Source organism: Zhouia amylolytica AD3 (assembly GCF_000511935.2).
Taxonomy (GTDB): domain Bacteria; phylum Bacteroidota; class Bacteroidia; order Flavobacteriales; family Flavobacteriaceae; genus Zhouia; species Zhouia amylolytica.
In genome coordinates, this window is the sequence record NZ_AYXY01000019.1 from 41,901 (window position 1) to 63,988 (window position 22,088).

At 35.5% G+C, this 22,088-nt stretch carries 13 protein-coding genes; 6 read left to right on the forward strand and 7 right to left on the reverse strand.

Features of this window, described 5'->3' with window-relative positions; translation table 11 throughout:
* Positions 1-515: 515 nt before the first annotated feature.
* The 7 genes from P278_RS04920 to P278_RS04950 all read right to left on the reverse strand — a co-directional run bounded on the left by P278_RS04920 (position 516) and on the right by P278_RS04950 (position 10,149).
* Positions 516-2,828 carry a beta-N-acetylhexosaminidase gene (locus P278_RS04920; protein WP_051413419.1) on the reverse strand — a complete coding sequence of 771 codons (2,313 nt, stop codon included), beginning with the start codon at positions 2,826-2,828 and terminating at the stop codon, positions 516-518.
* 40 nt (positions 2,829-2,868) lie between these two features.
* Positions 2,869-3,966, reverse strand: coding sequence for a mechanosensitive ion channel family protein (locus P278_RS04925; RefSeq protein WP_038263272.1), 1,098 nt, complete (start codon positions 3,964-3,966; stop codon positions 2,869-2,871).
* 164 nt (positions 3,967-4,130) lie between these two features.
* Positions 4,131-4,544 (reverse strand): hydroxyisourate hydrolase, encoded by a 414-nt coding sequence (gene uraH, locus P278_RS04930; RefSeq protein WP_152973894.1) that lies wholly within the window; start codon positions 4,542-4,544, stop codon positions 4,131-4,133.
* 100 nt (positions 4,545-4,644) lie between these two features.
* Complete coding sequence (locus P278_RS04935; RefSeq protein WP_200909603.1) at positions 4,645-5,169, reverse strand: nucleoside deaminase; 525 nt, start codon at positions 5,167-5,169, stop codon at positions 4,645-4,647.
* Positions 5,159-6,280: an MFS transporter gene (locus P278_RS04940; RefSeq protein WP_235444252.1), complete on the reverse strand. Its 1,122-nt coding sequence runs from the start codon at positions 6,278-6,280 to the stop codon at positions 5,159-5,161. The genes P278_RS04935 and P278_RS04940 overlap by 11 nt, the downstream gene beginning before the upstream one ends.
* A 200-nt stretch (positions 6,281-6,480) precedes the next feature.
* Complete coding sequence (locus tag P278_RS04945) at positions 6,481-7,053, reverse strand: Crp/Fnr family transcriptional regulator (protein WP_038263277.1); 573 nt, start codon at positions 7,051-7,053, stop codon at positions 6,481-6,483.
* Positions 7,054-7,206: 153 nt separating this feature from the next.
* A complete protein-coding gene (locus tag P278_RS04950) occupies positions 7,207-10,149 on the reverse strand; it encodes a ligand-binding sensor domain-containing protein (RefSeq protein ID WP_161808342.1) in 2,943 nt (980 codons plus the stop codon).
* A 363-nt stretch (positions 10,150-10,512) separates the two neighbouring features.
* On the opposite strand from P278_RS04950, the gene P278_RS04955 reads away from it, so the two are divergent.
* The 6 genes from P278_RS04955 (at position 10,513) to P278_RS04980 (ending at position 22,061) form a co-directional block, all read left to right on the forward strand.
* The gene (locus tag P278_RS04955; RefSeq protein WP_082436091.1) at positions 10,513-13,626 is read left to right on the forward strand and encodes a SusC/RagA family TonB-linked outer membrane protein; all 3,114 of its coding nucleotides are present in this window, start codon (positions 10,513-10,515) and stop codon (positions 13,624-13,626) included.
* 12 nt (positions 13,627-13,638) lie between these two features.
* The gene (locus tag P278_RS04960; protein ID WP_038263285.1) at positions 13,639-15,369 is read left to right on the forward strand and encodes a RagB/SusD family nutrient uptake outer membrane protein; all 1,731 of its coding nucleotides are present in this window, start codon (positions 13,639-13,641) and stop codon (positions 15,367-15,369) included.
* Between the two features lie 189 nt (positions 15,370-15,558).
* The gene (locus P278_RS04965; protein ID WP_038263289.1) at positions 15,559-17,190 is read left to right on the forward strand and encodes a sulfatase family protein; all 1,632 of its coding nucleotides are present in this window, start codon (positions 15,559-15,561) and stop codon (positions 17,188-17,190) included.
* Positions 17,191-17,194: 4 nt separating this feature from the next.
* Positions 17,195-18,889, forward strand: a complete 1,695-nt coding sequence (locus tag P278_RS04970; protein ID WP_051413421.1) for a beta-N-acetylhexosaminidase — start codon at positions 17,195-17,197, stop codon at positions 18,887-18,889.
* A gap of 130 nt (positions 18,890-19,019) precedes the next feature.
* The gene (nagB, locus tag P278_RS04975; RefSeq protein WP_038263292.1) at positions 19,020-20,960 is read left to right on the forward strand and encodes a glucosamine-6-phosphate deaminase; all 1,941 of its coding nucleotides are present in this window, start codon (positions 19,020-19,022) and stop codon (positions 20,958-20,960) included.
* Between the two features lie 3 nt (positions 20,961-20,963).
* The gene (locus P278_RS04980; protein ID WP_038265234.1) at positions 20,964-22,061 is read left to right on the forward strand and encodes an SGNH/GDSL hydrolase family protein; all 1,098 of its coding nucleotides are present in this window, start codon (positions 20,964-20,966) and stop codon (positions 22,059-22,061) included.
* The last annotated feature ends 27 nt before the right edge of the window (positions 22,062-22,088 follow it).

Sequence of the window (22,088 nt, forward strand, 5' to 3'; positions counted from 1 at the left end):
TTTTATCAAGGGACTGTTGTTAATTATTTTAAAGGCCAGTAATATGCAGGTTGCTTATTTCGTATTTATTGTGAAAGATAATTCTCCCTAATATTGGAACCTTTTCATGTACTAGACAATCGAAAGATCTAAATGACATCACTTATTTTCAGTGAATTAAGGTTTTTTAGAGGAATGGTTTTGATAAGCCATAGTTCAATGCTATATAAAACAAGGGGTGTTTCGGATTGTAGGAAATATAGAATGAGCTTTGGAAAGAAACTAAAATAGCTCGAAAGGGTAAAATGAGTTGTGGGATCAGATGATCGAATATTTTCCTCTGATGGCGATTGCAAATAGCAGAGTGGGGAAGGTGAAGGGACCAGGTAAATTTATGTTGGCAGTAATGTCATTAAGCGGATTTTAGTTGGCTTGAATGGTACTAATCAATGATTTGATAGCCAGTAAAGATTCTAAATGAGTCTATTATAAAAATCATTTTTGAAGCTTTACCAGCTATTCTATCTAAAACTTATTTATTTAATTATGATCTCGTCGGTGAATATAAAGGTTCCTTTATCTTGTATTTTCGAGTAACGAGCGGTTACTTTTAAATATTTAGTTTCAACAGCCGGAAAATCGACCCAAAATATCCGGGTTTTCACCTCTGAGTTTACTTCTATTTTTTTTCTGGATAGGTCTAATTTTTGAACCGAAGTAAAAACTTTTCCATTTTGGGAATAAGACACCTCTATGGATGTCGGGAAATAGATGCCAGCAGCGGTTTCTTCGATGCAACTTAGACCAATTTTTTGTACCGTTGTTGTAGTGTCTAGTTGTATTGTACTTTCCAGATCTTTATTCAAAAACCCCAGCCATTTACCATTACCCCATTTATTACCTCCAAAAATTCCATCTGTCAAAGAAGTGGCACCTGAGGCACTATACTTACCAAAAGGCTGATTGATAAGGCTAGTTTTGGCCCCAAGCGCCTTATGAACAATAATTTCTTTTTCTTCGATTTCACTAATTGATATTTCGTTTTTCAGTGCTATCGCTTTTATAATCGTATTGTTTTGTAATACAATTGGTTGGTTGTAAATATTCCCGTTTTGTAAGGATGGGTTACTACCGTCTGTCGTATATATAACCTCGCATGGAAGTTCGGTTATTAAAGACACCAGAATTCCTTTAGTTTCCTTATCTAAGGTACTTTCAATAATAGGTCTGTATGCACTCCTGGAAAAGTTGATTGGGAATTTTTCATATCTCATTATTTGAGATTCCATTTTTTCCTGAAACCTTTTCCAGTCTTTTTTGCCTTTTTCCTGCCAGGCTATTTCAGAAAGGGCCGCTATTCGCGGGAATGCCATGTACTCAATATGTTCAGGAGTTGACATGTATTCAGTCCATATATTAGCCTGGATACCTAAGACTTTTGATTTGTATTTGTTTTCCAGGCTGTCTGGTAGTGGTTCATATTGGTATACTTTCTTCAATGGGGCAAAACCACCAAAGGCTTTTGGCTCATTTTTGCTAAGACTTTGATAGTGGTCGAAGTAGAGATGGGATCCAGTCGTTAATACGGTAGGGTGTCCTTCACTTAATGCCTTTTCAACCCCGTTTTCTGCACCCCAGTACATTATGGTAGCTGTAGGACTCAATTCACCCTCGAGAATCTCATGCCATCCGATTAACTTTCGTCCTTTATCTTTAAGGTATTGATCAAAATGGTTCACAAAGTGACTTTGAAGCTCGAACGCATCATAGTTCTGTGAATTCATAACTTTTTTACATCTAATGCAAGTGTTCCAATTCCTCTTACTTACTTCATCACCTCCAATATGAATGTATTCCGAAGGAAATAAGGTTATGACTTCATCAATAATTGCTTCTAAGAGTTTATAGCTATTAGGATTCCCTGCACAGTAAACCCCATTATTGGCTAGTGGAGCATTGTTTTTGTCAACACATAATAATTCCGGGTAACATTGAAAAACAACTTCTGAATGTCCGGGTAATTCAATTTCCGGAATGACGGTTATATTTCTCTCTTTTGCATAGGCAACAACCTGTTTGATTTCTTCCTGGGTATAAAACCCTCCGTATTTTTTTCGATCATCTCCTGGACGCCATACCTCAAAATCTTCCCAAGGTTTTTTGCCTTCTTTTACTACGCGCCATGCTCCTATATCAGTAAGTTCCGGATGTGACTTGATTTCAATACGCCAGCCAATGCCATCTACCAGATGCCAGTGAAAAGTATTTAATTTATGCATGGCCAGGTAGTCTATAAACTCCTTTACGAAGGAAACGGGCATAAAATGTCTGGAAACATCTAAATGCATGCCACGCCATTTAAATCGTGGTTTGTCAGTTATTTGAAGGCTTGGTATTTCTAATCCCAATTTTGATTGATTCACAGAAGCAGGAGGGAAGAGCTGTCTGATCGTTTCAACACCATAAAAGAATCCCACAGGAGTCGTAGCTTCAACAATAATATTCTTTTGGTTACTTTTTAACAGATAGCCCTCTTTACCCAAAGAATCAGTTTCCATATGATATTTAAATAACACTCTATTGGTCATATCCTTTGCAATTGCCGTCTTGGTTTCAATGGTTATATCATAACTAAGAATATTTTTCAACCTTTTGGCGGCTTGAAACATTGAAGTGTCTGTGATGAATATTTTTGTTTCATCGTTAAATCGAAATGCGGGATTTTCCGTTTTCTTTAAAGATACCGGTTCAGGAATAATATGCAATTTCGTATTATTAGTTTCGCTTTGACATGCCATTAACGTACCGGCAAGTACGAACAGGGCTACAGTCTTATTAATAAAGTTCATGTATAATTATTATGAATTAGGTAGGGAATACTTTTTTAAATTAACTTTGGTTGTTTCCATTTTTAAAAACCAGTGTTCGGTAGGGAAAAGGAATTTCTACACCTTCGGTTTCATATCTTTTTTTAGTACTTTCTAGTATATCGCATTTCATTTCGAAAGCTTTAGGGAAATTTAATGACCAAGCCCAAGCTCTAATAGTTACTGAAGAGTCATTCATTCTTACCAAAGCGGTTTTAACCTTGGGTTGTTGATCTTTTTTTTCAAGCTTCGTTCGGTTATCGTAAATAAATGGATGATTTTCGCATTCTTCCTGAAGTAATTGTTTGGCTAAAGCAACATCGCTGTCATATGAGATATCAATTTCGATATGTTCACAGACTTTAGCGTCCCCTAAATCATAATTAATTAACTTTTCCTTATTAATGATAGCGTTTGGAATCACTATCATTTTGTTTTCAAAGTTTTTTATTACGGTATGACGTAGGGTTATATCCATAACGGTACCAACCATGGTATCTGTTACCTTTATAACGTCTCCTATTTTAAACGGTTTGAAAGAAATTATAAAGACACCTCCTACCAGGTTTGAAAGTGCTTCCTGTGATGCCACACCTGCTATAAGAGCTAAAACTCCGGCTCCTCCAAGTGCAGTATGCGCAATGCTTTTCATTGAAGGGAAGGCTAATAAACCAAACAGAATACCGATGAAATAGATGCAGAAAATAACAAAGTTTTTTAAAAACTTTAAGTTGGTAGTATCTTCATGGGAGTGTTCTTTCCTTGAAATGGTTTTACGGAACCACATATTAGCAACAGCTGCGCTTATAATGGTAGCGATAGCAAGGAATCCCAAGTAGGAGAATAGTTTAAAACGAGTGATTAATAATTCGTGATCTTCCTTTTCGGTGAATATAAAGGCAATGGCGATAATTCCTAATATATACCAAAGAGCATTGAGAATTTTACCTACCAGGTTTATTGTTCTTGGTTTTTCATCAGGAAATTTTTGCTGTTCTTTTTTTATTAACCATTTTTTTAATTGAATGGTTATTAGTCTTAGAAATAAAATACAAACTATAACTACTAGTATGTATAAGAGATGCGACTTATAGTTTTCGATAAAGTTGTTTAAATCCATACAGAATCTGGTAAACAATGGGTTTTTCTAAATTGTAAATTTAATCAAAAAGCATAACTTCTACGAGTGGGATTTTTATTCTAATTAAAATATCCAGAGATATTTTAAACGGAAATGTCTTATTTGTAATTTATTACAGCCTCCATAAATGTTGAATTCTTTTATCAACTACCTCGGTAAGTCGAATACCCATATGGCGAAACCGTAATGGGAACGTGATAATGTGATTGGTCATTAATTTCAAAGGGAATTTCAATATTTGGATAAAACGAATTTACTCCTTTATTCTTAAAATATGGCTTGGTATGAAAAATTAGCTTATATACTCCCTCGTTGTTCTGACTTGTTGGAAGGAAATTACTGATTCTTCCGTTCTCATCAGTTTTGGAAGTCTTTACTAGCACCCAGTTATTATGTTCTTTTTCATATCGCTCCAGACTTATTTGAATTTTTGCACCAGGTTTACCTTCCGTAATATCTAATACATGGGTTGATAATTGGAAATTTTTGGTTTGCCCATTGGTTATTGATACGAGTAAGAATATAACTATCCATAAAAATTTTTTGATCCAGTTCATAATATTTTTTGCTTTTAAGTTCATCACAAAAATAATGTGGGTGATGGCATTAAAACATTGATATGGAGCAAGGGTTTTACAGAATCTTGTTAATGTTTTTCTAAATTTTCTTTTGTCTTGAATAGTATTGGAAGTGTAAGGTCTTTATTTGATGGTAAAAGGATTCAAACGGACCTACTATTTCAACATCTTTTATTATCTCTTGTATGGGAATAAGATTTAATGGAAGGTCATTTATCTGCAATCCTTTTAACCATATTGATAACTGTGCAGCGGAAGAGGCATAGACAATTTTTCCTATTCCAGCCCAGCCATTTGCTCCTGCACACATTGGACAATGCTCCCCTGAGGTGTATAAAATAGATTGTTTACGCTCAATAGGAGTTAAGTTTTCAAGTGCCCATTGTGCTAATTCAAATTCCGGATGTGATAAGCTATGAATTTCGTTAACTCTATTTCTAGCCTCAGCCAATATGGTTCCCTCTTTATTTACGAGTATTGATCCAAAAGGTTTATCACCAGCTTCTAAGGCTTTTTTAGCCAATTCAACACATCTCAATAAATATTTTTGGTGAAACCTATCATTATTACTGAAACTTTCTTCCATTTGAAAATTATGATCCATAATTTTTTATACTCATGGTTAATAAAAGAATCATTAAAAAAGTACCTAGTGTTGTAACGCCAGTCCAACCCCAATTTTGATAGCTGAAAGCACCCAATGTAGTGCCAAGGGCACCTCCTATAAAAGAAGTGAACATGTACACCGTGTTTACACGATTTCTTGCGTCGGGGTATTTTTCAAAAATAATGTTTTGATTCGTTATGTGTAAGGCTTGTAGGCCTAAATCGATAAGTATTACTCCAATAATTAACATTATGACAGAGTGTGTAGAAAATGATAAAACGCACCATGCACTGAAAAGTGTAATACTTGCAATGAGGAGAATCGTTTTTTGATTTAGTTTATCATTCCACTTGCCAATCACAGCGGCTGAAAGGGCTCCAAAAATACCAATAACGCCAAATAATCCGGTAATTGTACTCCCATAACCAAATGAATCATTCATTAAAAAAACTAGGGTTGTCCAGAAAGCACTTAGACCAGCGAATCCCAAGGCACCGCGTAACCCAGCCATTCTGATGTTATTATCATCGACTAAATAAAACCGTAAGGAATTCATTAATTGGACATAATTTCCCTTATAATCAGGGTTGTAAGATGGTAGCCTGTATTGTAAAACGATATATAGCAGGAGCATAGAAATGCCTGCGATTATATACAATATCCTCCAGCCAAAATGTTCACCAATAACCCCACTAATTATGCGACTTACCAGAATACCAATGAGTAAACCACTCATGACTATTCCTATGGATTTTCCACGTTCTTCAGGGGTAGCTATGTGCGCAGCTAGAGGAATTAATAATTGTGGTACCGATGATGCTAAACCAACGACGAAGCTACTCAGTAAGAGGCAGAAAAGAGATGGGGAAAAAGCCATAGCAGTAAGGCCGGTAATCATAAACAAAAAGTTGTAGCTCAGGATTTTCTTTGTAGCAATTTTATCTCCCAATGGAATAATTAGAAGTAAACCGAAAGCATAACCTAATTGGGAACATAGAGCAACATTACTTACTTCCGATTCCGAAACATTGAAACTATTGGAAATCTCATTCAATAAGGGCTGACTATAATAGATGTTAGCAACAATTAACCCCGCTGCTAAACTCATTAAATAAAAAATAGATTTTTTGGGATGCAAAGCCATAGCTTGTTTCAGGTTAAAATATCCATATCTTATTTAAAGTATTGCGAACTTTAAGGGGAATGATACAACAATGATCGATCCCATAGGTTCACCATTGATATGATTTACTTTGGCAGCAAAGAAAGTTATCAACTACTTAAAAAGCATTGATCTAAAGCAAGACTTTAAAGCTTAGATTTTAATCGACTTAATGTTGATGGAGAAATGCCTAAATAGGATGCAGTAAGATTGTTAGGAACTCTTATTAAAAAATCTGGATAAGTTTCTAAAAGTAGTTTTAGTTTATCTATTGCTGCGTATCCTTGAAAGCTATAAATTCTTTTTTGGTTATTTATAAAGCTACGTTCTAAAATTTCTCTGTAAATTTTATCGAAATCACTGTACTGGTCAACTAATTTATAAAAATCGTTTCTTGTTATTTCCAAAAGTTCCGAAGGTTCTATTGCCTGAAAATATTCACAAGCCGGTTTCTGATCAATGAAACTTGGAAGTGCGGTACAAAAACTATTTTCAAAAGTGAAAAACCGAGTTAATTCAACTCCTTTTTTGTTTATGGTAAATATTCTTAAGGCTCCTTTGTTAACAAAATAAAATGCATTTGAAACCTGGTTAAAGTCAATTATTATTTCCTTCTTTTTAACCTTTTTTAGTTTAAAATGATTGGTAATGTAGTTGACATCATTATTAGTAAAGTCACCTTTACTTTTAAGGTAATTTTCCAGAATCGAATAAGTCATTTTTAATGGTATAAGGAAATTTAAAGATATTAAATCTTGTGAATTTGACACTGATGTTTTCCTGTACTGATAGGACCAAGCTTTTTAACGGATCATTATTACCTTTTAAAAAGAGCGTAAATGGAGTTCCTGTATTTAATTTAAGCGATAGCTTTAATTATATTTTTTTAAAAACGTATAAAGATCCTGATCGTTTTCCAGGTTAAGTTTTCGTCTCAGTCGATGCCGGGCTACTTTAATTGAACTTAGGGAAATTCCGAATAAATTAGCTATGTTTTGTGAGGTGAATTTCATCAGAATCAGGGCACAAAGTTTTATGTCTCGTTCACTTAAATTAGAATGTTTACTTTTTAGATTATCTAAAAAGAAGGGGTGAACTTCCTTAAATAAGGCATAAAATTGTTCCCACTCTTTATCTAACATGAAGCTATCATTAATATGATCAATAAGTAAGAGAATGTTCTTTTTGTCTATTTGTTTTTGCTTTACCTCAAATTGAAGTTTGTCTTTTATATTATTCAACAGGTCATTTTTATGAACTGTGAGCAAAGTGTTATTAGTAAGTTCCTGATTTTTGAATTTTAATTCAGCTATTAACTGTTTTTGAGATAATTCTTGATGATCTTTTTCTATTTGTAGCATTCGAATTTTATCCTGAGCAATCCTTTGTTCCTGTCTTTTAGCCTCATTGGTTTTTTGATCCAGAAGATTTTTTAAATGAATCTCTTTTTTTCTTAAAAAAGAGATTCTCCAAAAGTAAATAATTAGTAATAATACAATGGCTAACAAAATCATTAAAACTTTGAACCAGATGGTTTGGTGAATGGCCGGAAGGACGGTGATTTTTAAACTGGCATGGGCTTTTACCGGGGTTCCATTTTTATCAATTGCTTTCACCCATAATGAATAGGTGCCAGGATTCATATTTGAAAAGGTTATGGTCTGTTGAGATCCGACATTATTCCAGGTATTATTAAGTTCAGCTATTTTGTATTCGTATTTTAAATCATTCGAAATAATAGGATCGGAGCAGCTGTAGGTTATTGTAAATAAATTATTGTTGGGAGGGATTGTAATATTACTATCGAAATTGTTGTTACATTGGGTAAGTTCATTAAACGAGTAACTTGTTTCAGTGTTTTGGCTAATTGCTTTTGCTGCTATAAAATTGATTTTGAATTCTGATTCACTGTTATCGATAAGGGCTGGATTAAAGTATGACAAACCGAAAGAACCTGCCATATAAATCAGTCCATTAGTACCTAAATAAGCACCACCTCCATTAAAGGGATACACAGCATCATTATGATTGAAGTTGAATACATTTTGTAACGAATCAACTTTAGTAAGTCCTAAATTGGTACTAAACCATGTGTTTTTATTTTTATCACAAATAATTCCTTCGATGGTTTTTCCTGCCATCTGATCTGATAATGTATAGGGACTAAAGTTATTTTGTTTGCGATTAAATTGATTTACACCATAACCATAGGTGCCAATAAATATATTAAGGTTACTATTTTGACCAACAGATAAAATGTGATTACCGTTAATGGTAGTAGAATCGGTATTGTCGTGATAATAAGAGTGTTTTTTATATTGGCCTTTATTTATGAGTTCATAGCGGAAGAGACCATTCGCAGTACCTACCCACATATCATTCTTAATATCCTTAAATATCACATTTACAAGATTTGATGAGTTGTATAAAGGTTCAGTAGGAGTAAACTTTTCTTTTATATCTAAATTTTCATTATAAATGGTAATCCCTGTTCTGTTACCTACCCAAATGTTCCCTGAATGATCTAAAGCCAGTGCGTATGCCTGGTGAACCTGGTTTTCGGGCTTTAGATTTAAGAACTCATCGGAATTTAAGTCAATAATACTGATACCACCCCTTAAGGTGCCTACCCACAAACGTTTATTATGGTCTTCAACCATTGACATTACGATGCTTCCATTGAGATCTGATACTAAAGAAGGATTATCGGTGAATAGAGTTGAGCTACCAGAATCAGGATCGTATTTAACTAAGCCTTCCCTTCCAGCAGAAATCCAAATTTTTTTGTTACTGTCTTCGAGAATGTTAGAACCTTGTTGATCTTTAGTAGAAAAACCCAGTTTAAGGGCTGGGATGTTTTTAATATCAAAATTATTTTTAACAATTGACAAGCCCCCATGAACTGTGCTTAATAGAATAGTATTATTATGTCCTTTCTTAATATCTAAAATTGAATTATCAGCTATATTAGTTGTACTGTAAAAGTCCTGGGTATAATATTCAAATGTCTCTGAGTCGTGGTAATAAAGGTTTAAACCACCTCCGTCTGTACCCATCCAAACCCTATTGTTATCACTCAATAGGCATAGTACTACATTATTATTAATGGAAAGATTAGAGCTTTTATTTTTAATAAAATGTTTGGTCTTGTTTTTTATAAGATCGATCTTGAATAATCCATTGCCATCGGTTGCTACCCATAGATTATTATGTTCATCCATTGACAGATCATTAATTCGGTATATGTTTTCGGAGTTTTTCAAAAAATAATGTGAAATGGTCCCATCTTTCATTTTGAAGACTTCACCGTAACTTGTTCCAAGAATTAAGGATTCTTCTGGTCCGTCTATTATTTTTGTTATGTGGAATTTCAAAGGAGCTGGGCGGTTTAGAATTCCTTTAAACGAATCTTCAATCGGATTTAAGGAATCGTCGTATTTGTACTGAAAAAAATTACCACTATCCGTAGATATATATATAATATTGTCCGTCATAAACTTCAAGGCAACAATATTCTGATCTAAGAATTGTTTATGTTGGAAATTTGAACTGGTAATTTTTTTAAAACCACCTTCTTTTTTATTAAAGCAGTATAAGCCTTTGGTGGTCGTGGCCCATATATTTTTATCTTTATCCTCAACAATTTTATTAATGTTATTATTTCTACCCAGCGTATAAGAGTGTGTTCTATAGCCGTCATAACGGTCGATAGCAATTTTGTTTCCAGTCCAAATCATTCCTTCAGAATCTTGAAGTACTGCGGTAATTTTGTTGGAGGAAAGACCATTTTTATGATTGATACTTGTAAACCTCAAAATGGGCTTTTGGCCAAACGAAATACTGGCGTAAAGCACCAAGATGACAGTAGAACTATATTTTTTAATTTTTTTTAATGTGTATCCTTTCATTATTTAAAAATGTAAAGAAGCTCAATTTACTTTTTTTTCACAATTCCTTTTATACTGTGCTGGTTAGATATTTTCAAATACTTTGATGTAACCTAAAAGTAAGAATGATGTAACCTGATTGTAACCATTATTATTAACAATTATTTAACCCGTTTGATAATTTGGCGTTCGAAAAATTTTCAATATGGATCTATTTGGGTGACAATTAAAATGGTCCTTATTGAATAGCTAATCAATTAACTATTAATCAAAACCTATGTTTAAAAAATTATGAGAAACTTAATTTTTTTATGTTGCATGCTGTTTGCCACAATGAACACCTTTGGTCAGCAGGATGTAATTACTCTAAATGGTCGGGTACTAGATGCGGAATCAGGATCACCAATTCCTGGGGTTAACGTACTCGAGAAAAACACGTCAAATGGGAACGCTACTAACTTTGATGGAGAATTTACCATTAAGGTCAAGAGAGGTGCTATTTTAACCTTTAGCTATATTGGATATGAGCGTAAGGAGGTTAAGGTTACTTCTTCAGAACCTTTGACTGTAAATTTAAAGCTCCAAATGGAGGATTTAGATGAGGTGGTATTAGTCGGATACGGAGTTCAGAAAAAGGAAAATTTAACCGGAGCCGTTAGTACTATTTCATCTGATAAAATTGAGAACCGACCCGTAACTGATGTTATGCAGGCGATTCAGGGAACTGCGCCAGGATTGCAACTTAGTGTAGGGAATCAAGGTGGTGAGCCAGGAGCCAGCATGAATATTAGTATTCGTGGAGCCGGAAACCTTCAGGGAACAGGCGCACCTTTGGTAATCGTTGACGATATCCCCTTGAATAACCCGAGTGATATGAATGATATTAATCCGGAGGATATCGAAAGTATTTCTGTTTTAAAGGATGCTGCTTCTTCGGCTATTTATGGTTCTCGAGCTGCTTTTGGAGTTATTTTAATTAAGACCAAAAGTGGTGAAGCTATGGATGGACATAAATTTAGTTACACGAACAATTTTGCCTATTCGTCGCCTTTAAATTTACCTGAAATGATGAATTCTTTGGAGTTTGCCAATTATTTTAATCTGGCAGCTACTAATGGAGGTAGAGGAGCTGTTTTCTCTGATGAGGCTATAGAGCGTATTAAAGCTTATTTAGCTGATCCGGAAAATACACCGGTAACTATTGCAAATCCCGATGGTACCAGATGGCAGCAATACTCAGGATCTAATGCAAATACGGATTGGTTTGACGTCATGTACAAGGATATGGTTTTACGTCAGCAACATAATCTAAGTTTTTCCGGTCGTCAAAAGGATGTAAATTATCACGTGTCTGCTGCTGTGTTGGATGCACCTGGGGTTATGAGCTTTGGTGATGATTCATACAATCGTTATAACTTGAATGCCAAACTGGCTTCCAAAATGACGAATTGGTTCAGATTTGATGTTAATATGCGTTTGGCTAAAATAGATCAGGAGCGGCCTAGTTATGATCCCGGACTTTATTTACATAATATAGCCAGAAGATGGCCAACCAACGGTGTAATTATGCCAAATGGAAGTTATAGTGATGGTTCTGAAATTCCTTATATAATGGATGGAGGAAGAAGGTTAAGTGAATCTTTTAATTCGAATGTTGGTTTAAATTTGATTTTTGAACCAATCAAAGATTTGAAGTTTACTACTAGTTTACTTTATCGAAATTATCATACTGAAATACAAAGTCATAATGCTATAGTTTCGGTTACCGAACCTAACGGTTCAGAGCGTAAATTGAGACAGAACAGCAGTATCTGGAATTATGCATCAAACAATACTTACTTGTCTCCTAACTTTGTATTATCTTATAAAAAGACCTTTAGTCAGGATCATAATTTTAATGGGCTTCTCGGATATCAGCAAGAAGAAAACACCTATAGATCTTTAAGTGGAAGCAAAGATAATTTAATCACTGACAACGTACCTGCCATAAGAACAGCTGTTGGCGAAGATTATATTGACGCTACTCAAGGAACGTATGTTACTCGAGGATATTTTGGTCGATTGGCTTATAACTACAAGGAAAAATATTTATTAGAGGTTAATGGGCGTTACGATGCATCTTCTCGATTTGCAGAAGATATGAGGTGGGATTTTTTCCCTTCCGTATCCGTTGGATATAATATTGCGAAAGAAGGGTTTTGGAATGTTAAACCCATTAGCACTTTTAAATTAAGATATTCTGTTGGAAGTATCGGTAACCAAAATGTTGCTAATTACCTCTATATCGGTCGCATGCCTATACGCACTAATCTATGGTGGTTAACGGATGAAGGTAGACCTAACTATACTCTAACACCTGGATTAATTAGTCCGGATATCACCTGGGAAACTGTTACAACAGACAACTATGGTTTAGACATTTCTGCATTTAGTCAACGTCTTGATGTAACTTTTGAGATATTCAAGAGAACTACTGAGGATATGTTTGGTCCGGCTGAACGATTACCTGCCTTATTGGGAACAAGTGCACCACAATCTAATAATGCATCTTTGGAGACCAAAGGATTTGATTTGAGTGTGAATTGGAAGGATAATATTGGAGATCTAGGATATAACTTAGGGTTCATTCTTTCGGATGCACGAACTACAGTAACCGAATATTCCAACCCTAATAATTTGTTGAATACTTATAGAGTAGGTCAGGAATTAGGAGAAATTTGGGGATTTGAAACGGTTGGTTTGTATCAATCTCAGGATGAAATCGATAACGGACCAGACCAGTCACCTGTTTGGGGTGGCGACTGGAAACCCGGTGATGTTCAATATCAGGATTTAAACGGTGATAATATCATAGATTATGGTGATAGTACTACTGATAGTCCAGGTGATCGAAAGATAATCGGTAATTCAACTCCGAGATATACTTATTCTATTACTGGGGGATTGAATTTTAAAGGGATTGACTTTTCTATGTTTTGGCAAGGTGTTGGTAAAAGAGATGTTTGGACAGGTGGTCCATATACCTTTGGCGCCGTAGGGAATTTATGGCAATCGGCTGGTTTGAAAGAACATTTAAATTATTGGTCGGAAGATAATACAAATGGATTTTATCCCAGACCAACCTTTAATAATACATGGAGAAATCAGCAAGTTCAAACCAGATACCTTCAAAACGCTTCTTACTTACGTTTAAAGAATGTTACTGTTGGATATAGTTTCTCAGATTCGATCCTGGATTGTTTTCATATGGATAAACTACGACTGTATGTGACTGCAGAAAATGTTGTAACGATCACTAAAATAGCTGACATTTTTGATCCTGAGGCGACTGGAGGACGATGGGGGAATGGTAAGATTTATCCTTTACAGAAATCAATTGCCATTGGGTTAAATGTTCAATTTTAATTTATTACACTAATGAAAAAATATAAAATACTTTCATATCTCATAGTTTGCTTCCTTTTAACAGGATGTAGTGAAGATTTTTTAAACAGACTGCCGGAGGATGAAATTTCACCTGAACAGTATTGGAAAACGGATAATGATCTCAAGTTATTTTTAAATCAGTTTTATACCACTTTTCCGGTTCACAATGGATGGAATGGGGGCGTATTTGAATTCGACAACAATAGCGACAATCTTGTTCCGGTAAATGTTAATAACAGATTGGTTGGAAATAATAATGTTGCTCCATCTTCAGATGGATCCTGGAATTTTGGTAATATCAGGAGTGTCAATTATTATTTAGAGAATAGCCATACAGCAGAGGGACCTGAAGATATTATCAATCATTATAATGGAGAAGCTTATTTTTTTAGAGCCTATTTCTACTTTAGACTTCTTAAAAGGTATGGAGGAGTTCCTTATATTGATAAAACCTTAAATACAGATTCGCCAGAATTGTTAACGCCCAGAATGCCTCGTAATGAGTTAGCTACCAAGATTGTAGAGGATTTAGATCGCGCTTTAAATTTATTAATGCCAAGGAGTTCTGCTGAAAACTTCAGGGTTCATCGTGGAGTGGCTCTGGCGTTTAAATCGGAGGTTTGTCTTTATGAAGGAACTTGGGAAAAGTACCATGAAGGGTCGCCATTTGGAGCGGAAACTAATGAGAGTACCAAGTTTTTAACACTTGCTGCAGATGCCGCAGAGACTATGATCAATGAGGGGAACTATCAGCTCTACAACGATGGGTCTGATGATACTTATAGATTGTTGTTTAATAAATATGATTATAACGATGTGAGTGAGGTAATATTCTGGAAGAAATATAGTATTGAAGATGGAGTCATTCATCGTGTAAGCCATTATTTACCTCATACCGGGGCTGGTACGGGTTTAAGTAAATCATTAGTTGAATCGTATTTGAGTTCTGATGGATTACCTATTTCTGTTAGTCCGTTATACAGTGAAGCGAATGAAAATAGTTTGGAAACTGTTGTATCTAATAGAGATCCAAGACTTCAACAAACTATTTGTACCCCAGGCGATTTAATTACGGAACGTGCAGCATTGGATAATATATATTTTGATTTTCCTGCATTTCGAGAAAATGGAGAAACTGTATCTACTACAGGATATCAGATATACAAAGGAGGAGCCACAGATGAAGATGAGCGTGTAGAGAGTACTACTGGATCAATTATTTATCGTTATGCAGAAGTGTTGTTAAATTTTGCAGAGGCTAAAGCAGAACTTGGAACTATAACGCAGGCAGATCTTGATAAATCTGTTAATGTTCTAAGAGACAGAGTGGGTATGCCAGCTTTGACCACACTTCCCGTTTCGGACCCTAATAAACTATTCCCTGGGGTAAGCGATATCATTAATGAGATTCGCAGGGAACGAAGAGTTGAACTTGCACTCGAAGGAAAAAGATTTGATGATTTAATGCGTTGGAGAGCTCATGACCTAATCATAGGAAAGAGGTTAGTAGGGTTTAAAATTCAGGGTAGTGATCTTGAGGAAGAATTCGCTGATCTTATTGGGAACTCTATTTTGGTAAATGATCAAGGATATATAGACCCATATATGAATGTAATTCCTTCGGGATATGGATTCAACAAGGACAGGGATTATTTATCTCCGATTCCAACTGAACAAATCGTATTAAGCGAGGGGACTTTAGAGCAAAATCCGGGCTGGTAAGTCTATAAAATAAATGATTAAGTTGGTTAGACCCCACCTCTTATGGTTAATCCTTTTTAATAAGGTGGGGTTTAAATTGTATTAGTTCAAAAAGATTATGTTGTGATACATAAAGTTTGAGGATTAGTTAGTTTTTCCCGTTTGAAGTCTCTGGCTTCAGACGGGATATTTTTATTAAATTTTAATATTATGAAATATTTAGTTGTTGTTTTAGGGTTTTTAATGTTGGCATGCAAAACTCATGAAGAAAAAGATGAAAGGCCAAACATTGTTTTCATTATGTCGGATGATCACGCCTATCAAGCCATAAGTGCTTATAGTGATAAACTGATCAAGACCCCAAATATTGATCGTATTGCGTTAGAAGGAATGTTATTTACCAATGCCAGCGTAACTAATTCTATATGCGCTCCTTCCAGAGCAGTTATTTTAACGGGCAAACATAGTCACCTTAATGGTAAGATTGATAATATTAGCAAGTTTGACACCACCAATGTTACCTTTCCGCAATTGTTGAAAAAGGCTGGTTATCAAACTGCCATGTTTGGTAAACTTCATTTTGGAAATAACCCTAAAGGTTTTGATGAGTTTAAAATTTTACCCGGACAAGGAAGTTATTACAATCCAGACTTTATAACCAACAAAGGAGATACCACCATAACAGGATACGTGACGGATATTATTACTGACCTAACTATCGACTGGTTAGAAAATCGTAGAAAAAAAGAACAACCTTTTCTTTTAATGTACCTACATAAGGCACCTCATAGATCTTGGATGCCTGCCGAAAGACATTTAAAAGAATTTACGCAAAAATCATTTCCGTTGCCACAAACACTGTATGATGATTATAAAAGAAACCCTACAGGAGCTGATATTAATACTATCGATGCGACCCCAGAAATAAATCTCAACCCTTATAGTACGGCTGCTAAACAAGCCGAAATGAACATCAGGGAGCATATGACCCTGGCATATGATAATAAAATAGATAAAGAAACCTTATTGGAGCTTGGGATTTCAGAGCCTTATATGAATTATTCACCTCATGCCAGAATGAATGAACAACAGCGAAGAAACTGGGATGAGGCTTATGAACCAATAATAGAAGCATTTAAGGAGGCCTATCCCAAGATGAATGACTCCAGTTTAATGGCATGGAAATACCAGCGGTATATGCAAGATTATTTAGGAACCATTAAGGCAGTGGATGAAAATGTAGGCGAATTACTTGATTATCTGGAGGCTCATGAACTCGATAAAAACACCCTTGTGGTTTACACCTCGGATCAGGGGTTTTATTTAGGAGAGCATGGTTGGTTTGATAAACGTTTAATGTATAATGAATCGTTTAAAACACCGCTGTTAATTAAATGGCCGAATAGGATTAAACCTGGAATTACGGAGGATGAAATGGTACAGAATCTCGATTTTGCTCAAACATTTTTAGAGGTAGCCGGAGTGGTTGCACCTAAAGATATGCAGGGAAAAAGTTTAATGCCATTGTTAACAGGTGCTAAAAAGGAGTGGGATAGAGATGCTGTTTATTATCATTATTATGAATATCCCGGAGAACATAATGTCAAAAGACATTATGGTATAGCTACGAAGAATTATAAACTGATTCATTTTTACTATGATATAGATGAATGGGAGCTCTACGATTTAAAAAAAGATCCTCAGGAAATGAATAACGTTTATTATGACAAGGCCTACCAGGATGTTGTGAGTGAAATGAAATTAAAGCTTGAGGAAACCAGAATAAAATATAAGGATTCTAAAAAACTGGATGATTTTTATATAGAGTCTTATAAAAAGTAGCGTTATGGAGAATTGTTTATATAGTCTATCTGGATTTAATTTTTATTTCAAAGGAAACATATTGTTGCTTTTTCTATTGTTATGTGGTATAAGTCTTCAAAGTCAAATCATACCAAATCCCGAGGTTATGAATATGAATTCAGAAAGCTTCATGTTTGATTCCAAGGTTGGACTGGTCTACAAAAATTTATCTAAAGCAGATCGGGGTTTCTTGATTCCATACCTTAAAAAATCAATTGAAAAGGAATCGGGGATTATAGTGGATACCGGGAAAAAGCAGCCAAAGAATATCATTTTAGAAATTAATACAAAAAGTGCTCGGGAACAAAATGATGAATCGTATCAGCTTTATATCGATAGAACCAAAATTCATTTAAGGGCCAATTCCTATGAGGGACTTTTTTATGCAACACAAAGTTTCCTGCAATATTTTACTTTTTATAATACCAGTATACCTGTAAAGCTTCCGGGCTTAACGGTATATGATAAGCCTGCCGTTAACTGGAGGGGTATGATGTTGGATGTTAGCAGGCATTTTTATTCAGTGGAAGCTATTAAAAGGGTTTTGGATCTGATAGCGTATTATAAGCTCAACGTTTTTCATTGGCATCTTACTGATAACGAAGGTTGGCGAATTCAAATTAAAAAGTATCCAAAATTAACTACTATAGGAGCCTGGAGAAATGAAATACCGGGAAGCATTTTTTATAAAAAGGATAGTTCATATACCAAGCCATTAGCGATAGAGCCTTATCCTTATGGAGGGTTTTATACCCAACAGCAAATAAGAGAGGTGGTTGAATACGCAAGGCAAAGGGGGGTTATGGTTATTCCGGAAATAGATCTCCCGGGTCATTCGGCAGCGGCGCTTACAGCTTATCCTGAATATTCATGCGAAGGATATAGGCATCCTGCTCCAAATTCAACATTATGGAACGGTAAAGTAGATACGGATAAAGTTAACTTTAATTACTGTCCGGGTAAGGAGTCTTCTTTTATTTTTATAGAGGATATATTAACGGAAGTAATGGAACTTTTTCCATCAAGATATATTCATATTGGTGGGGATGAAGTGGATAAACAATATTGGCAACGTTGCGATGAATGCCAACAACGGATGCATTCGGAAAGATTAAAAGATGAAAATGAACTACAAAGTTATTTTTTGAAGCGGGTTACTTCATTCCTTGAAAAAAATAATAGAACTGTTATTGGCTGGGATGATATTTTAGAAGGAGGTGCCCCTGAAAGTGCCATAATTATGAGTTGGAGAGGGGAAAAGGGAGCTATAAATGGGGCAAAACAAAATCACCACGTTATAATGTCTCCTTCTAATCCTTTTTATTTTAATCGCTATCAGGATGATCCTGCGAAAGAACCATTGGCGGCTTCTTATTCGATTAATACACTTCAGCGAGTTTATGAATATAATATATGGCCTGAGCAATTGGATGAAAATGGTAAGGGACTAATTAAAGGGGGTCAATTCGCCGTATGGACAGAGTTTATATCTTCTCTAGAACATCTGGAATATATGCTTTTACCAAGATTACCAGCATTTTCAGAAAATTTATGGTCACTAGATCAGCGCAAAAATTATAATGATTTTATTAAGAGATTAAATCAGGGGCATTATGATGTTTGGAAAAGATCCGGAATAAGATTTCATCCTAAATATTATAACAAATCGGATTATTAGCATGTAGTATTCATAAAATGAGTTGATAATGGTTAAAATTTGGGTGTAACTATTAAAAACCAATATATTTGCATTATGTTATACATATATAGTATTGAAACCATCAAATGTATTTAATTATTAAGTAATCATGATTGCTGAAGAACAGTTAAGGAACCTAAAAGATATAAGTTACCAGGAGGCAGGTATCTATGAGAACACGCGTTTTGAAAAGATTCACAACGTTGTTTTTGACGATTCAAATATAGCCTCCGCAATAGTAGCTGCAGAGATCGCAGCACTTATCAGAAAGAAGCAGGAAGAAAACACACCATGTGTATTAGGTTTAGCAACGGGTTCATCACCAATTAAAGTGTATGAAGAGTTAGTGAGACTTCACAAAGAGGAAGGTTTGAGTTTTGAAAATGTGGTGACCTTTAATTTGGATGAATATTATCCGATGACCAAGCAGAATGTACAGAGTTATCATTACTTCATGCATGAATATTTATTCAATCACGTCGATATAAAACCAGAGAATGTAAACATTCCACAGGGAGATTTGGATGCTGATGATGTATTGGATTTTTGTGTAGCTTATGAGGAAAAGATCAAGAGTTATGGCGGTTTGGATTTTCAATTGTTAGGTATTGGTAGAACGGGTCATATCGGTTTTAATGAGCCAGGATCACATTACAATTCCAGAACGCGTTTGATCACTTTAGATCACTTAACGCGAAGTGATGCCTCGAGTTCATTTTTAGGATTAGAGAATGTGCCTAAGAAGGCGATCACTATGGGGGTTCGTACGGTAATGGAAGCCAAGCGTATCGTTTTATTGGCCTGGGGTCAAAACAAAGCAGATATCGTAAAGCAGACCATAGAGGATGAAATAGATTCTTCGGTACCGGCTACGTATCTTCAACAACATCACAATGCTACTTTTGTCTTAAACGATGAAGCGGCTTCAGAATTAACCAGGATCAAGACGCCATGGCTTGTAGGTCCTTGTGATTGGACAGAAGAATTAACCAAGAAGGCTGTTTTTTGGTTGTGTGATCGTGTTTCAAAATCAATTTTACGCCTTACAGATAAAGATTATAATGATAACGGAATGGAGGGACTTCTTGCCAAAGAGGGATCTTCATACGATTTGAATATAAAAATGTTTAATGAACTTCAGCACACCATTTCAGGATGGCCTGGAGGGAAGCCTAATGCAGATGACACCAACAGACCTGAGCGTGCAGAGCCAGCGAAGAAACGTGTGATTATCTTTAGTCCACACCCGGATGATGATGTGATCTCCATGGGAGGAACTTTCGACCGATTGGTAGAACAAGGTCATGAGGTGCATGTGGTCTATCAAACCTCGGGTAATATCGCGGTATCGAATCACGAAGCCTTGAAATTTGCAGAGGTAGCGGCTAGTCTGGATGGTGATAATGAGCTTTATCAAAAGATTATAACAAGCATAAACAAGAACGAGGAGTATGTAGTAGATGCACCGGAGGTAAGAGCGCTTAAAGGATTGATAAGACAACGCGAGTCTGTTGCTGCAACCCGATTTGTAGGCATACCGGATAGTCAGGCGCACTTTTTAAACTTACCATTCTACGAAACCGGAACGATAAAGAAGAATCCATTGGGGCAGGAAGATATCGACATCATGTGTAATATCATAAGAGAGATTAAGCCTCATCAAATATATGCAGCGGGCGATTTAGCAGATCCGCACGGAACGCATAAGGTGTGTTTGGATTCCTTGTTTGAAGCATTGAAAGTTTTAAAATCGGAATCGTTCATGGATGATTGTTGGGTATGGTTGTACCGAGGAGCATGGCACGAATGGGGAATGCACGAGATCGATATGGCAGTACCAATGAGTCCTGATCAGGTACTTAGAAAACGAAGAGCAATATTCTATCACCAGTCTCAGAAAGATGGGGTGATGTTCCAGGGAGATGATTCGAGAGAATTCTGGGTAAGAGCCGAAGAAAGAAATAAAGAAACAGCTGGTAAATACCACCAATTAGGATTAGCAGATTATGCCGCAATAGAGGCGTTTAGAAGATATTATTACCAGGATTGATCTATGAAAAGCAAGTTTTTTTTATTCTTAGTTGTAGTAGGGGCATTTTGTGGTCAGATGCCTTTAGTTTTTTCACAAGCAGGATATACCTGGAAGGATGGGCGTGAATTTAAAATTTTCGGACAACTGGATGATACGAATATATCTTATTATAAGCGTTTGCCAGATACATTAGAGCGTCATTTGAGAGCTCCTTTATGGAAGTTGTCTGAACAAGCTTCGGGCTTGTATATTAAATTTAAAACAAACACATCTTCCGTTTCAATTTCTTATCAGGTTGAAAATCCGATTGCGTTTCCTCATATGCCATCCACCGGGGTAAGTGGAGTAGATTTATATGCTAAATCTGGTGATACATGGCAATGGGTAAGAGGGAAATTTTCTTTTAAGGACACTATTAGTTATCATTTTAAGGGTATATCTTCAGATGAAGAAAGAATGTATCGATTGTATCTGCCTTTGTACAATCAAATAAAATGGTTAAAAGTTGGGGTTGATTCCAATGCAGTATTTCAAGCTATTGTTAAAAAGTCTTCGACAAATCCAATAATTATATACGGCACTTCAATTGCACAGGGAGCATGTGCTTCCAGAGCAGGAATGGCTTGGACAAATATTTTGGAAAGAACCATTGATTTGCCAATTATTAATTTAGGATTCTCAGGGAATGGAAGACTGGAGGATCCTGTAATAAATTATATCAAACGGTTTGATGCCAGTATGTTTATTTTTGATTGTATGCCAAATTTCACCAGTGGTCAAGGCTTAAATCCTAAACAAGCCAGGATTCGTTTAAAAAAGGCTGTTTTAGAAATACGGAGTAAACATGTTGAGACCCCAATTCTTCTTGTCGAACATGCAGGGTATTCAGACGCGATTTTGCAAACCGGCAGGAAGACTATTTATGAAAACTTAAACAGGGAAGTGGTTGCGACATTTAAAGAATTACAAAGCCAGGGTATTAAAAATTTGTACTTGTTAAGTCGAGAAGAAATAGGATTAGGGGGCAATAGTTTTGTTGATGGGACACATCCAAATGATTTGGGGATGTATGAATATGCTAGCGCATACGGTAAAAAAATAAAAAATATTTTAGATTAATTAATTATGAATGTTATAACAAGATGT

Excerpts from the sequence above, each read along its gene's own strand:
- P278_RS04960 (WP_038263285.1), top strand. The coding sequence starts at position 13,639 with ATGAAAAAATATAAAATACTTTCATATCTCATAGTTTGCTTCCTTTTA.
- P278_RS04945 (WP_038263277.1), bottom strand. The coding sequence starts at position 7,053 with ATGACTTATTCGATTCTGGAAAATTACCTTAAAAGTAAAGGTGACTTT.
- P278_RS04935 (WP_200909603.1), bottom strand. The coding sequence starts at position 5,169 with ATGGATCATAATTTTCAAATGGAAGAAAGTTTCAGTAATAATGATAGG.
- P278_RS04955 (WP_082436091.1), top strand. The coding sequence starts at position 10,513 with ATGAGAAACTTAATTTTTTTATGTTGCATGCTGTTTGCCACAATGAAC.
- nagB (WP_038263292.1), top strand. The coding sequence starts at position 19,020 with ATGATTGCTGAAGAACAGTTAAGGAACCTAAAAGATATAAGTTACCAG.
- P278_RS04980 (WP_038265234.1), top strand. The coding sequence starts at position 20,964 with ATGAAAAGCAAGTTTTTTTTATTCTTAGTTGTAGTAGGGGCATTTTGT.
- P278_RS04925 (WP_038263272.1), bottom strand. The coding sequence starts at position 3,966 with ATGGATTTAAACAACTTTATCGAAAACTATAAGTCGCATCTCTTATAC.
- P278_RS04940 (WP_235444252.1), bottom strand. The coding sequence starts at position 6,280 with ATGAGTTTAGCAGCGGGGTTAATTGTTGCTAACATCTATTATAGTCAG.
- uraH (WP_152973894.1), bottom strand. The coding sequence starts at position 4,544 with ATGAACTGGATCAAAAAATTTTTATGGATAGTTATATTCTTACTCGTA.
- P278_RS04970 (WP_051413421.1), top strand. The coding sequence starts at position 17,195 with ATGGAGAATTGTTTATATAGTCTATCTGGATTTAATTTTTATTTCAAA.
- P278_RS04920 (WP_051413419.1), bottom strand. The coding sequence starts at position 2,828 with ATGAACTTTATTAATAAGACTGTAGCCCTGTTCGTACTTGCCGGTACG.
- P278_RS04965 (WP_038263289.1), top strand. The coding sequence starts at position 15,559 with ATGAAATATTTAGTTGTTGTTTTAGGGTTTTTAATGTTGGCATGCAAA.